The following is a 14,415-nucleotide window of genomic DNA, read 5'->3' as shown; positions in this document are numbered from 1 at the left end:
TTCTACCTTCTTATATTTCTTATGCAGGAATTGGGTACATCTGATCAATGGTCTGGGCTACAGCCACGACATTCTCAGCGTACATAATTGATGAGTGGTCACCAGGCAAATCGACTTGTGTCAACGTGTCTTTGACCAGTTGATCCCAACCTAGACTTTCTCCAAAGTCTTCCTGCTCATCTTTGGCCTTGACCAAAAGTATTGGAAAATCTTCAGGTTCTGGGAAATAGGTCTGGAGTGCGATGCCATTCGCCAAATAGGTATCAAAGTAAAGTCGGAAATCTGATGGGTCTGCATCGAGAGGCAGAACATTAATGGCCTTAGCTTCTTTAAGTACATGATCAAACATTTGATCTGGACTCAACTCACGCAAATATTGCGCTGGAATCGTCAACTTTTTGCCATAAGGTGCAGCCAAATCACGGGCGAACCAAGACAAAAGCATGGCATCGTCGGCATCTTCAGGTACATTTTCTGGAATTGGAGCACGCGTATCGATCATGACTATTCCTGTGACCTGTTGTCCCATTTGACGCAACTGACGGCTAATCTCGTAGGCAATCGCACCACCGAAACACCAGCCACCGAGGAAATAAGGCCCTTGAGGCTGCATCTTTCGCATTTCAGCAATATAGAGCGTCGCCATTTCTTCAATCGCCACTTCCGCAGCATCGGCTTCAATCAGTCCAGGAGACTGAATGGCACGTAGGGTACGATTCGGATTAAGATGACGCGAAAGCTCCATATAACAGAAGGTACTGCCACCAATCGGATGGAACAGCCATAGCGGTTGTTCATAGGTTCCACGGCGCAGCTCAATTACGATGGATGGTTTAATTTCTTTATTTTCACGAATGATCTCACCCAGACGTTCCACAGTGGAGTACTGTGCCAACAAAGCAACTGACAGTTCGGTACCGAAAGCCTTTTTGAGATGATTGACAAGCTTCACAGCTAATAGTGAATGCCCACCTAATTCAAAGAAATCATCATGTATACCAACTCGCTTGACCGACAAGATCTGCTCAAAGGTAGTACACAGTTCGATTTCAATCGGATCACGCGGTGCAACATAATCATTGCTCTGCTCAAAGATCGGCTCAGGAAATGCCTTACGATCCAACTTATTGTTGGCCGTCATTGGAAACTCATCCAATCGGATAAACGCACTTGGCACCATATAAGCTGGAAGATGGATTTGTAGGGTCTTTTTCAAACCAGCAATATCAAGCTCTTGTCCAGTTACATACGCCACCAGTTTCTGGTCGTTGTCAGCTGTAGTTTTAACTAGCACTACTGCGTCTGTAATACCGTCGATTTGTTTGAGAACATTCTCAATTTCACCTAGTTCAATACGGAACCCACGAATCTTGACCTGAAAATCCAGACGTCCGTGATGAGTCAAGCGTCCATCTGTACGCAGGCAGACTTTATCCCCTGTACGGTAGAGTCGACCGGCATTTGGTAGAGATGGCAATGTTCTAAATTGGGCATCTGTCAGTTCAGGGCGATGCCAGTAATCAACTGCCAGACCATCACCGCCAATCCAAAGCTCACCCATAACGCCTGGTGGAACTAAACGCTGCTTTTCATCAAGGACATAAAGCTGGGTATTCGCCAGTGGTTCGCCTAAATCAATATACTTTGCATCGGTGATACGAGCTGCACTAGACCACACTGTAGTTTCGGTCGGTCCATAGACATTCCAGAGACAGCCAACTTTACCTAGCAGTTTTTCTGCCAGAATAGTATCTAACGCTTCGCCTCCACAGAGTGCTGTCAATCCCGCATTGCCGCTCCACTCGCTGTCTAAGAGCATTTTCCAAGAAGCCGGTGTTGCCTGCAGAATATTGATAGACTTAGCATTTAGATAATCCACCAATTGATTGCCATCTTGTGATACCTCACGTGGGCAAACATGCACCACACCGCCGTACATCAGCGGAATGAGTAATTCAAGAATTGAAATATCAAATGCATACGTGGTGATTGCTAACAACTGAGTTTCAGTCGTTACTTGCAATCTATCATTCATAGATAGCAAGAAATTGATAATTGAAGGATGCCCAATACGGACACCTTTAGGCTTACCTGTCGAGCCTGATGTGTACATCACATAAGCAATGTCGCCAAAGGCAAGCGTCTCGCGCACCTGTTCAAGTGCCACAACACCAGCTTGATTGATATCTAAGCGAGGCACAGTAACGTTAAGAGCATCCCTTAACTCGGTTTGAGTTAAGATGACTTTAGGTTCAGCATCCTCAATGATGTTCTGTAGACGTTCAGTTGGGAAATTAGGATCCAGTGGCACATAAGCTGCACCTGCCGCCCAGATCCCAAGGATTGCTGCTGGCAATAACGCCGTGCGATCTAACATCAGACCTACACGATCACCGCGTGTAATGCCGTGTGCACGCAAATATTCAGCAATACCAGCAATATATTGACCTAAGTCACGATAGCTAATCGTATGATCGTTTGAGGTTAAAGCATGATTTTCACCACGCTCTTCAATCTGCTTTAGAATCATTCCAAGTAGATCATGCTGAGCATAATCAGTCACCTTTCCACGGAGGGCCTCGAACTGGATACCATCTTTATAATCAGGAGCGATATCTAGCTCAACAATCTTGCGTTCAGGATGGGCCACCATCTCTGCGAGTACAGCTTGCAACAGTTGCACCATATTCTCGGCAGACTGCGCAGAAAATAGATCAGTGTTGTATTTCAATACGCCAACGAGTTCACCTTGATATTCACCGCCCATTTCCAGCGTAATATCCAACTGTCCTTCTTGCTGGCGAACCGGAAAACTTCCTAATGTCAAATCTTGTCCAACTAAAGTGGCCGGAGTCTGGATTGGTAGGAGTAGTTCTTTAAACTCATCCATACCACCTAGACGTTCCCAGAACATTCCTATCTGAGCCAATGGATTAATACTGCCATCACGTTTTGGTGAGACAGCTTCAACTACTCTAGAAAAGGCAACTTTTTGATGCTTAAGGCTCTGTCTTAATTGTTCCTGAACCTGTTGCGTAAATTGACGTAAAGTCTGATCAGCATCGATGTCCATGTAAATAGCAATCGTGTTGACAAACTGCCCCAATGCATTACGTAAAGAACGTTCAAGTCGACCTGCTACGGGTGTAGCAATCACTAGATTATTTTCATTAGAGAGTTTGTGCAGCAAAATATAAAAGCCAGATAGCACAAGCCCGAACAATGTGATCTCATAATTTTTTGCTAAGTTTACAAGACCAGATGACACTGACTCAGGCACACGGAAAACCAGTGAACTACCTTTATGATGCTGTACGGCTGGACGAGGATAATCAAGCGGAATGCTATGCACATGTGGTGCATGCTTCAGTGCATTTTTCCAGAAAATTAAGCTCTCATCAGTATCATCAATCACGCTGCTCTGCTGCTTATCGGCATACTGTGCAAACTCGATTCCGTTCACTGCATCCGACTCTGCAACGAGTCCAAAACGTTTACTGACATCTCGCAGCAACAAACCAATTGACCAAAAATCCATGAGCGCATGATGAATCACAAATGCGATCACATAATGATTTTGACCGCGTTCATAACAATGAATACGCCACAACGGTGGCTGAGTCAGGTCAAATGGCTGCTTGGTGTCCTGTTCAACCAATTGCGTCAAATCAGAAGCTTCAATATGACGAGCATCAGAAAAGATGATATTTGGATATACGCGATCCCAGATCAGTTGCTCAATTCCCTGATCATTGGCAGGCATACTTACACGTAGTAGCGGATAATCATGCATTACCGCTTCTAGTATCTCTATTGGCTTGTTACCCAATGACTGGTTGACCTTCACATCAAAGGCCACCACCATATTGTAGGCACTGCAAGTTGGCTCAAGACGCTGGATATACCAAATGCCAAGCTGCTCTGCAGAAATCGCATGACGAGACAGAACTTCCGGTTCTAGTCGTGCAAGGTTGTTCATGAAGCAACTCCCTGCTGCAGCTCAGAAACAAGATATTCAGCCAACGCATTGATTGTTGGGTAATCCCATAATAGTGTCGGCTCAAGTTCTAATTTCGTCAGATCTTCTAAATCCCCAGACACAGACAAAGCAACAATCGAATCAAGACCATAACTGGTAAATTTTTGATCTGGATCAATCGTCTCAGGCTCTACGCGCATTTCTTTAGCAACTAGCGTACGAATGATTGCGCTCCAGTAAGCTTTATCTTTATTCATGGGGTAATCTCCTTTTTAACCGGTTTGGCATCACGCGGTGCCAGTGCAAAATCGATGACAGATAACATGTGATTGGTTGAAATTCGGTCCAGCAGATCTGCCAATGTGCTTTCACGTAGTGACGTCATAGGAGGAGCTGTCTGCCCTTCAGCAGCATTTAAGAAAATGATCAGCCATGCACCATCCTGTAAAGCAGGCCTTAAACCATGGCGGTTAAAAACCCAGAAACCCAACACAGCAATACGAGCGAATAACTCGGCATAGTTACGGGCAAGACTGAAGCGCATCGTTTCAAACTCCTTGCTTTGCTCAGAATTTGAAAAGTAGTCCTGAATTTTTTGATCCAATGAACGCTGTTCAACAAGAAGCTTGTTTGCTCGCTCATGTAGCGTAGCTAGCGTCTCAGCAGACAACCCAACTGTGACATTAGAGTCGTTGAGCATTTCGATGATTGTTTCGAGTGACTCCATCACCAAGTCACCATCTCGGTTGAAAATCTCAAGCTCACGGAAATCAATAGCACCTGTCTCTACCTGTAAGTCATATAACTGGCGATAGCGTGCTTTCGCTTCAGCTTGATTGAGATGGTCGGCTTTTTTGCTGCGCCCTTTATTGGCAGATTTGAGCTGAAAACTCAGACTGTCTAGACAGACGGTGCTACTACCGTCAAACACACTGACAATCAGATGGTCCCTGAATGCTTTCTGAAACATTCCATCTGCATATGCATTTCTTAAGAAAAAACGTGACCCAAGCACTGAGGATGTGATTTTGGCAAGCGACTCTACATATTCAGGCACCAGTACCTTGACGATTGGTGACCATGTACTGAATTGATTGATACAAACGTGTAACCCTCGCGCACCAACAAGTGATAACACCTCAGCCGCTAAAAGGTAGGCATAAGCTGTAGCGAGTTGCTCACGTACCAACGGTATGCTTATTACTTTTTTGTTATATAACTCGCGTTCAATCGCGAACTCGGTTGCGATGCGTAGCATCGTATCGCCGGCACCTAGAGAGAAACTACTGCAATATGCACGCGTTACCTGTAGAGTTTTGAGTCCAAGTTCCAACCCCTGACCTTCTTCACCGATCAGGGCATCTTTATGAATTTCAGCGTTGTTAAAGCCAATACCGCTGATATCTAGACCACGCATACCTACTGTTGGAAGACGGTTCAGGCTATACGTTCCTTTAGAAGCCATATGACGCTTATCGAGCCAGAATGCACTCAGGCTACGGGGTCCACGATCATTTGACGTTTTAGCGATTAGACTTAAAGAGTCACCTAGAGTGGCGCGATTGATCGACCATTTCTCACCATTTAAGACGTACTTACTGTCGGAAGGTTGCGCAGTCACTTCACTAGATAACAGGTCAGCACCATGCGCTTTCTCACTATAAGCCAGCGCTGGAGCAGCCCCACTCAAAATTCGGTTAGCGATGTTTTGACATTGATTCGCATTACCACCGATCCATACGATCACAGACCAAGCATTCGTGCTATAGGTCGAATTGATGGTCAGATCGCGTCGTGCCAACACGCGATGCAGATATAACAACTCTTCACCAATTTCCATACGGCCTCCAAGCTCTGAAGGCACATAGAAACGGTTCATACCCACCGCATTCAGAAAATCAACAGCTCGCTGTGGATATTGCTCTTTCTCATCACGCTCGATAGCTGAGGACCAAGAAAAATCATTATTGGTATCATGTACGGAGCCTAAAATTTGCTCCAGACGAGCAGCAGATTGAAACTGCCGCAAATTGGACGTAAGTAACATGGATTTTCACTCAAAGATTTAAAAGATAAGGGTTAAAACAAAGCACTTTTCAGACGATTAAAAATCAGCGTGCGTACTTCACGTTCCTTGATCATTGAGTTGAGTAGATTGGAGCTATAACGAATCAGCTGCCCCCGCTGCTCACGATCACGGATGACGTCTAAGCCGTTCTTGACATAGTTTCGAGCAATCACCGTTCTACGGTTTGGATGGGTTAAACAGACCAGTTGACCGCGTTCGATCTGCTCTCTAATTTTTCTTCTTCTAATTTTGCCGCTAGTGGTCTTATTTATTCGGCCTTGGTGCAGTAAATAGACACCGTCTACAGGCAAGCCAATATCAGCCGCCACTTGTTCTTTAACTTGAGTTCTGATGGTTTCAAAATTAAGTGTTTTATCTAAGGACTTTTTCTTAATCTCAAGTACAACCGTAACCCCTTCAGAATCAGCAAAGTTCACTGCTGCAACACAACCTTTACGAACAGCAGGATGTGCCATTTCAACAGAGCATTCGATATCTTGCGGATAATAGTTTTTGCCACGAATGATAATCACATCCTTAAGGCGGCCGGTTATATAAAGGTCTCCGTTTTTGATAAAGCCCATATCACCCGTTCTTAAGTAGTGTACTTGGCTAGGTTGTCCCGCTTCATTAAGGATCGTTGCTTCAAAGGTTTCCTGATTAACTTCCGGCTTTTGCCAGTAACCCGCAGTGACACTCTCACCTGCTAGCCAGATTTCACCGACTTCATGAGCCGCTACCTCTTTACGGGTATGAGGATTAACGATACGACAATCAATATGTTTCGAGATCTTGCCACAACTCACTACTTGCACGGCTGTCTGATCTTGGCTGGTCTGTACCAAATGGGCATTTAACTTGTCACGATCAAGTGAAATTGTATTGAGAGGGCCTGTTACGCCACTGACTAAGAGCGTCACTTCTGCCAAGCCATAACATGGCAAGAAAGTATCAAGTCGGAGCTTCGATTGTGTATTGAACTTCTCCATGAAGCGTTGCATAACATGGGCCTTGATCGGCTCGGCACCATTAAACAGCACACGCACACGGCTTAGATCAAGCGCTGCAGCCTGCTCATCAGTGATGCGATGTAGGCACAATTCATAGGCAAAGTTTGGTCCACCACTAATCGTGACGCCTTTTTCACTAATAAATTGTAGCCATTTAAGAGGTTTTCGAATGAAGTCCAGCGGCGACATGACATAACAAGTCAGTCCCACATATACGGTTTGCAAAACCGAGCCGATCAACCCCATATCGTGGTAAACAGGCAGCCACGTCAGGCCAACATCTTCTGGTTGTGTACCAAAAGCTTCGGCAATCATGACTTCATTGGCCATAATATTTTTATGAGTGACAATTACGCCTTTAGGCCAGCCTGTTGAGCCTGAAGTATATTGAAGGAAGCAGATATCTTTTTCAGTAATAAGCGGAAAATCCTTTTCCACCAAGTCACGCTGCAATTCGGCATCAACAGCATGTAATATCAAATTTTCATTTTGAGCTTTTAGTGTGATAAGACCTGCTAGCTCAAGAATCTTTTTTGTTGTGAGTACAATCTTAGGCTCACAGTCATTCATAATATTCAAAATATTAGAAAAACCATTACGGTTAAACGGTAAGCTGACTGGTACTGCAATAATTTTAGCTTTCAGACAGGCAAAGAACGATACGATAAAGTCCAACCCAGGTTCGAACAGCAATACGGCACGGTCACCACTGTCTACAAGATTCATTAATATTTGGGCTTGATGTTGAACTCGCTCATTCAAATCTGAATATGTCAGAGATTGAATACCACCAGACTGGCGTCCCAAATACTCAAAAGCGATCTTATTTCCATTTAATTTTGCGTGGGATTCCAAAGTTGCAATGATATTATCCGTACACATTACAGCCATAACTTACTCCGATTAATTATAATTAACCTTTAAAATCTGCTAATTCAGAAACGACATTTCTTGCTAGGTTTCTTAATAAAAGAATAAATATACTTTTTATTTAAAATATAAATTCACATTATATTTTATGTGTGAGTGTTACTTATTACACCTGTAAGTGTTTACAGGTTAGTGGTCTCTTATTGAAAATTAAGAAGCTAAATCCTTTATATGAATCATTTTTGTTCAGTTATATATTTTTAATTTCTTATCATTATTTTAAATTAATGCCTCACCTATTCCTAATTTAGATACGCATAAGCCAAGTCTTTGAAGGTTTTTACTCTTAAACAGTTGCATCATTATTTTTTAACTCTAGAGTAAATATTTTTAAAAAATATATAAAAAATAATATAAATTAAAAATTAGATTATTATATTTATATAGATACTTATGAATATAATATAAAAGCAAATAAATGGATATTTTTATTTTAATATTAAAAATCAATTTATTATATTTCCTTAAATTTAAAACATTTGATTAACTTAAATCAAACATATAAATCTTAAAATTATTTATTCCATTTAATTTTAATATTAAATTCCTGTGTTATTTATACTCTCTACAAAAGCCCTAGCATTACAGCTCGAATAGCTGCTGAAATTTTATTATTTACATTTAACTTTTGCATGGAGTTACTGAGATGGAAATTTACGGTTCTTTCAGTTACTCCAAGAATCTGAGCTATTTCTGCTGACGTTTTGCCTTCGGCAGTCCAACGTAGCGCCTCTTTTTCCCTGTTCGTTAAATAAAGATTGAATTTAGCAAACTCTACATCATTTACTATTTTAGCAATGCTGGAATGCACTGTTTGAGTCAACCAGTACATATTCGTATATTGTGCTTTTTGCTCTTTTTCTGATAACTGGTCATTGGATCTTGCCAGTGTTAGCATTCCTCGGGTCCCAATAAAATCACGGCTTGACTGAGCCCAACCGACATTTAAACCATAAGAACGCGCTTCCTCCCAAAAATCTTTTTCTGCCTGTGTCTTTGCAGATTGACTCGACCAAACAAGAGGTTGAAGTGATGCCATACAATGCTGCACAGTTGGATCTATCTTCACATATTGCCGTTCCACATAACGTTTCTGCCATGCTTCTGGATAATTATTCAACATAATCGTTTTTGGTTCAGCAATAGATAAGGGTGATTGCATACCATAAGCGCAATAGTCAAATCCGAGCCTTGATGCGGTAGATTTAACGATCTCAAACAACTGGTATTCATTTTTTACCACCAAAAATGCTGATAATAAATCCTCTTGCCAACTTTCCATTTGCTCTCATTAGACTCCATTCACAGACTATTTTTTATTCGGTTGCATATTGTGAATCCAAGCAATCAAATTGAAGTGTAGGTCTAATCTTTTACCGTAATTTCCATAAAGTCCTTCAAAAATCTAAAAGATTCTGAAGTTGCTAAATATATTTTCGGTGCCTACTCTTCTATTAGAGCTCTCAATTAAAGATTTTGAATTCATCATCCAATTAACAACACTTTTAAGCCCAAAATGGTTGCAAATTATTCAGATAAACTAAATGTCTGAAAGCTTTCAAGGTTGTTATATTTCATGCGCAGATTATGCTTTAAAAATTAAAATTTACACGATGCATTTTATTCCAAAATATATATTTTTTTAATTTATAAAGAGGTCGACTACTTAATCTTTATAGTATGCTTTTATTAATTTAATTAAATAATATTGTCTATCAATTATTCGATATCTCCAATTTTTTTAGTTTTTATATATAAAAACTAAAAATAATTATAATACTTTAAAAACCAATCAATTAAAGTAAAAATCCTCATACTTATAATTAGTATTTAAGTAGTAGCAATATTGACTATCTAATAAGCTCCATCGAAGGTTTCTCTTTAAAAAAATAATTTTTATCTAAAAATCTCTCTAATAAGAAGAGCTTAAAGATGTGCTAACAAATTACAGTTAACATGTTAAATATAACAGTATTTTATTGGCAAAAATTTATGTTATTTATTCATTAAATCTTAATTTAGGGTACTTAAGCAGGTAGCATGGTTAGCATACCCCCTCATTTCTCTATCTCAACAGATGGTTTTATTCGAATGAACGAAAACCAACTCATGAGTTATCCTCTCCGACATATCATCTCTACCGTTGAATCTAGACATACTGAAGCGTCTCAAATTTTCTATTATGGTTTTACTGAATGGGCAACTTCACAAACTCCAGCTTTAAGTACCGGATGGGATTGGGAACTCATTGAGAATAATGGCATCACTACCGTAAAACGAGTGGGGTTACCTCGAAGCAATATCATGATTGTTGACGTATCTGGTATGGATATCGGATTTGATATTAATGAAACATTACTCGAGAAAAAAATAGATACTTTGTTCTGGGAACCGTTTATTTATGCCCAAATCAATACGTCATTAACCAAGTCTTCATTAAGTCAAACCTTCTCTTAGAAACCTGTAAATTCTTACAGTTACCGCCTTTCCAGCTGTTCAGTAAAGTCACTTGAAAAATAAGTGGAAGCACTTGTAATGAATATTATTGCTGGATTTCAAAACAATTTTTCAGAAGGCTTATATACCAAATTTAAAAGTTACCGCTACAGGGTATTTGTTGAATATTTGGGTTGGGAGTTGAACTGTCCAAACGATGAAGAACTAGATCAATTTGATAAAATCGATACAGCTTATGTCGTGGCTCAAGACAGAGAATCCAATATCATTGGTTGTGCCAGACTACTACCCACCACACAACCCTATTTACTCGGGGCAATATTTCCCCAACTTCTCAATGGAATGCCTATTCCCTGCTCACCAGAAATTTGGGAATTATCAAGGTTTTCAGCCGTAGATTTTTCAAATCCGCCTTCCTCTAGCAGTCAGGCTGTGTCATCACCGGTCTCAATTGCAATTCTGCAAGAAGCAATCAACTTTGCAAGAGAACAAGGCGCAAAACAACTCATTACGACTTCTCCTCTTGGAGTAGAACGTTTATTACGTGCTGCGGGTTTTCGTGCCCATCGTGCAGGTCCACCAATGACGATTGATGGATATTCGATGTTTGCATGCTTGATTGATATCTAATTTCTTATATAGGACTCATGCCTATCCGTGGGGTATGAGTCCTAATTTTTACATATCAATCAATCTTGGTTTTTAGATTTAGGTTTGCTTTCTTATAATAAGTCTCATCCTTTTTATAGCTCCAATCACGCGGCATAAATGATGTCGATATAATCGCAACTACAGCCATACTTCCGATATAAAACATAATTAAATATGGATTGCCTTGCCCAATACTGAGCAGTTTAGTGGCAATCATAGGGGCTAAACCACCACCCAAAACACCTGCCAACTGTACCGAAATCGAAATACCGCTATAACGAATTTCAGCAGGAAATTGACGCGCAAAAAGCTGAGCTTGTGGCGCATACATAATCGGAAACACCACACCAATTGCCAAAACAATTGCCGTCCAGACCAGTACCGGATCTTTGGTATTGAGCATGCTAAAAAATGGATAAGAATAAAGTGCCAATACGCATAGACCAAACATAAACATATTGCGTTGACCGACTTTATCGGACAAATGTCCGCATAACGGCGTCATAAATAAAATCACGGCTGCACCGCAAATGGTGGCAAACAAAATGTCTTGTCGTGGAATACCTAATTGTGTGGTGGTGTAAGCTAACGTAAAGGTTGAAGCAATATAGAACCATGCATTTTCAGCAGCTCTCGCCAAAATAATGGTGATGAGTTGCTTTGGATGATTTTTAAAAACCTGAAAAGCCGGAACTTTGACTTCTTCGGACTGTTGTTTTACTTTTTCAAAGTCTGGTGACTCAGGCACTTTTACACGAATATACCAACCCACTGCCAGTAAAATAATGCTGGCAAGAAATGGTAATCGCCAGCCCCAGCTAAACAATGCTTGCTCAGGTAATAACGACACCAGTCCTAGTGCGATTGAGGCGAGCATTAAGCCCCCACCGGTACTGGCTTGAGGCAAACTTCCCCAAAACCCTTTACCACCTTCGGGTGCATGTTCTACTGCCATAAGCACGGCACCGCCCCACTCACCGCCCATGGCCATACCTTGAATAAATCGCAAGATCACCAAGCCAATTGCAGCCCAATATCCAATTGATTCGTAAGTCGGTAAGAGGCCAATCAGTACGGTTGGAATCCCCATGAGCATCAGCGTTAGCAACAACATTGACTTACGGCCAATCTTGTCACCGAAATGGCCAAAGACTAACCCCCCTAAAGGCCGCCCAATAAACCCAACAGCATAGGTTGCAAATGCTGCAAGCACACCTGTAAGTGGGTCCAGATTTGGGAAAAATAACTTGTTAAAAATGAGGGCTGCTGCTGCACCATAAACAAAAAAGTCATACCACTCAATCGTGGTGCCGACCATGCTAGAGATGCCTGCTAATCGATGTGACGACTTTTTAGGATGTGAACCGTTTCCATGTATTGTTTGCATCGTAATGTCCTTTTTAGATTTTCTTGTTTTGTCTTTTTATGCTTATGATCTGTCCTGACCATAAGCATGTTCAGGTCTCGCTTGATCTCCTTAAGCTTTTTATGTGTTTAAAAAATGGTTTAGCTTAGTTTTTCTAAAATTTGTTCCAGCTCAGGATTACGTTCTTGCCACCGTGGTTGTTTATCTTTATCAACAATGAGCGCACGAACGCCCTCAATAAAGTCACCATGCTCAAACCAGATATCCTGTAAGTCACGCTCAAGCTGCATACACTGCTGTAGTGAAAGTCCACGGCCTAAATGTTGCAGTTTCAAGCTGGTTTGTTTGGCAATAAATGAACGCTGCTGCAAAATACTAAGCATCTTACTCGCCCAAGTCTTTAAGCTCTCATCCTTTTCATTTTCAAGGCTTTGTTCGATCTCATCTAAATGCTGATATCCGAAGTGTTTACGGATACCTTCTGCCAACTGTTTGAGCTCACTTTCGGCAGGACGAGTAATAAATCGGGTAATGATGTGTTCAATTCCCTCTTTACTTAAGCTTGGCGCTTCGACGAGAGCGTCTTGTAAAGCTTGTAACTGATCGCTTGGCACATGGTAGTCAATTAAGTCGAGATAGAGCGCATCGCTACTGCTGATCTGCTCACCCGTAATTGCCATATAAACGCCAATATCATCAAGGCGAGACAGGAAATGAGTTGCGCCAACGTCCGGGAAAAAACCAATCGCTGTTTCAGGCATGGCAAATCTGGACTTTTCACTGCTTACCACAATGTGACACGCCTGAGCCAAGCCAAAACCACCACCTAATACATAGCCATCAAGCACAACGATGATTGGCTTTTCATATTCGCGCAGTGTATTGAGCATTTTATATTCGGCACTAAAGTAACCTTTGTAATCGGCTGTGCCATTTTTATAACTGTCATAGAGATAGCGAATATCGCCACCTGCACAGAAGGCTTTTGGGCTATTTGATTTAATTAAGATCGCCTGAACAGCAGCATCATTTCGCCACAACTCCAATTGGGCGCCAATTCCTTCAATCATATCTAACGACAATGCATTGAGATGAGTCACACGATCTAAGGTGATCACGCCAAGCTTACCTTGTCGCTCAATCATTAAGTGATTTTCTGTATTCATTTTATTGATCTCTTACTGATTTTTAAAATTTGCCTGCCGTTTTTCAACAAATGCCTGCATGCCTTCTTTTTGGTCCGCAGTTGCAAAAATGGAGTGGAACATGCGACGTTCAAAACGTAAACCTTCGGTAAGGTTCACCTCAAAAGCTCGGTTAATGGTTTCTTTGAGCATCATATTTGCAGTTAAAGACCGTGCTGCGATTTTTTCAGCGGCTTGCAAGGTTTGTTCAAGTAATTCTTCTTTACTAAACACACGTGCAACCAAACCACTTTGTTCTGCCTCTACTGCACCCATTTGACGAGCGGTAAGGCACATTTCCATTGCTTTCGCTTTACCAATGGCATGGGTTAAACGCTGTGTCCCACCAATACCCGGAATTACCCCTAAAGTGACTTCGGGTAAACCAAACTTGGCGTTATCAGCACAATAAATAAAGTCACACATGAGTGCTAATTCACAGCCACCACCCAATGCATAACCACTCACCGCAGCAATTAAAGGTTTACGGCGCTGTGCAATACGGTCTGCAAGATGGAAAAAGTCATCTAAATAAATATCGGGGAAAACCAAATCGGCCATTTCTTTAATGTCAGCCCCTGCGGCAAAAGCTTTTTCTGAGCCTGCCAATACGATGCAGCCAATTTCGCGATCTTTCTCGAGTTGATCTAATGCCTGATTAATTTCACTAATTAATTCACTATTTAAGGCATTGAGCGCTTGAGGGCGATTTAAGGTAATCAATCCAACCCCATTACGCTTTTCTAATAAAATACTTTGCCACTGCATTA

10 protein-coding genes are annotated in these 14,415 nt (G+C 41.4%); 2 read left to right on the top strand and 8 right to left on the bottom strand.

Translation table 11 applies throughout. The annotated features are described in order from the left end of the window. Positions 1 to 19 precede the first annotated feature (19 nt). From GO593_RS07180 to abaR, 5 genes are all read right to left on the bottom strand, one after another. The gene (locus tag GO593_RS07180; RefSeq protein ID WP_001060987.1) at positions 20 to 3,979 is read right to left on the bottom strand and encodes a non-ribosomal peptide synthetase; all 3,960 of its coding nucleotides are present in this window, start codon (positions 3,977 to 3,979) and stop codon (positions 20 to 22) included. Then, positions 3,976 to 4,236 (bottom strand): acyl carrier protein, encoded by a 261-nt coding sequence (locus tag GO593_RS07175; protein ID WP_001030690.1) that lies wholly within the window; start codon positions 4,234 to 4,236, stop codon positions 3,976 to 3,978. Before GO593_RS07175 ends, GO593_RS07180 begins: the two co-directional genes overlap by 4 nt. Further along, positions 4,233 to 6,008: an acyl-CoA dehydrogenase gene (locus GO593_RS07170; RefSeq protein ID WP_100223352.1), complete on the bottom strand. Its 1,776-nt coding sequence runs from the start codon at positions 6,006 to 6,008 to the stop codon at positions 4,233 to 4,235. Before GO593_RS07170 ends, GO593_RS07175 begins: the two co-directional genes overlap by 4 nt. Before the next feature lie 50 nt (positions 6,009 to 6,058). Then, on the bottom strand, positions 6,059 to 7,948 hold the full coding sequence (locus GO593_RS07165; protein ID WP_000279952.1) for a fatty acyl-AMP ligase: 1,890 nt from the start codon (positions 7,946 to 7,948) through the stop codon (positions 6,059 to 6,061). A gap of 604 nt (positions 7,949 to 8,552) precedes the next feature. Further along, positions 8,553 to 9,269, bottom strand: coding sequence for a LuxR family transcriptional regulator AbaR (gene abaR, locus GO593_RS07160; protein WP_000446781.1), 717 nt, complete (start codon positions 9,267 to 9,269; stop codon positions 8,553 to 8,555). A gap of 758 nt (positions 9,270 to 10,027) precedes the next feature. Between abaR and GO593_RS07155 the strand changes: the two genes are divergently transcribed. After that, positions 10,028 to 10,444 (top strand): DUF4902 domain-containing protein, encoded by a 417-nt coding sequence (locus tag GO593_RS07155; RefSeq protein WP_001984992.1) that lies wholly within the window; start codon positions 10,028 to 10,030, stop codon positions 10,442 to 10,444. A gap of 63 nt (positions 10,445 to 10,507) precedes the next feature. Further along, a complete protein-coding gene (abaI, locus tag GO593_RS07150; RefSeq protein ID WP_001984993.1) occupies positions 10,508 to 11,074 on the top strand; it encodes an acyl-homoserine-lactone synthase AbaI in 567 nt (188 codons plus the stop codon). Between the two features lie 55 nt (positions 11,075 to 11,129). Here the strand turns inward: abaI and GO593_RS07145 are convergent, their stop codons facing one another. The 3 genes from GO593_RS07145 to GO593_RS07135 all read right to left on the bottom strand — a co-directional run bounded on the left by GO593_RS07145 (position 11,130) and on the right by GO593_RS07135 (position 14,413). Further along, positions 11,130 to 12,482: an MFS transporter gene (locus GO593_RS07145; protein WP_001193289.1), complete on the bottom strand. Its 1,353-nt coding sequence runs from the start codon at positions 12,480 to 12,482 to the stop codon at positions 11,130 to 11,132. Between the two features lie 119 nt (positions 12,483 to 12,601). Then, complete coding sequence (locus tag GO593_RS07140) at positions 12,602 to 13,627, bottom strand: enoyl-CoA hydratase/isomerase family protein (protein ID WP_001091037.1); 1,026 nt, start codon at positions 13,625 to 13,627, stop codon at positions 12,602 to 12,604. 12 nt (positions 13,628 to 13,639) lie between these two features. Beyond that, positions 13,640 to 14,413: an enoyl-CoA hydratase gene (locus GO593_RS07135; protein WP_001198690.1), complete on the bottom strand. Its 774-nt coding sequence runs from the start codon at positions 14,411 to 14,413 to the stop codon at positions 13,640 to 13,642. Positions 14,414 to 14,415 lie beyond the last annotated feature (2 nt).

The organism is Acinetobacter baumannii, from assembly GCF_009759685.1.
Taxonomy (GTDB): Bacteria; Pseudomonadota; Gammaproteobacteria; order Pseudomonadales; family Moraxellaceae; genus Acinetobacter; species Acinetobacter baumannii.
This window is presented reverse-complemented; position numbering and strand designations above follow the sequence as displayed.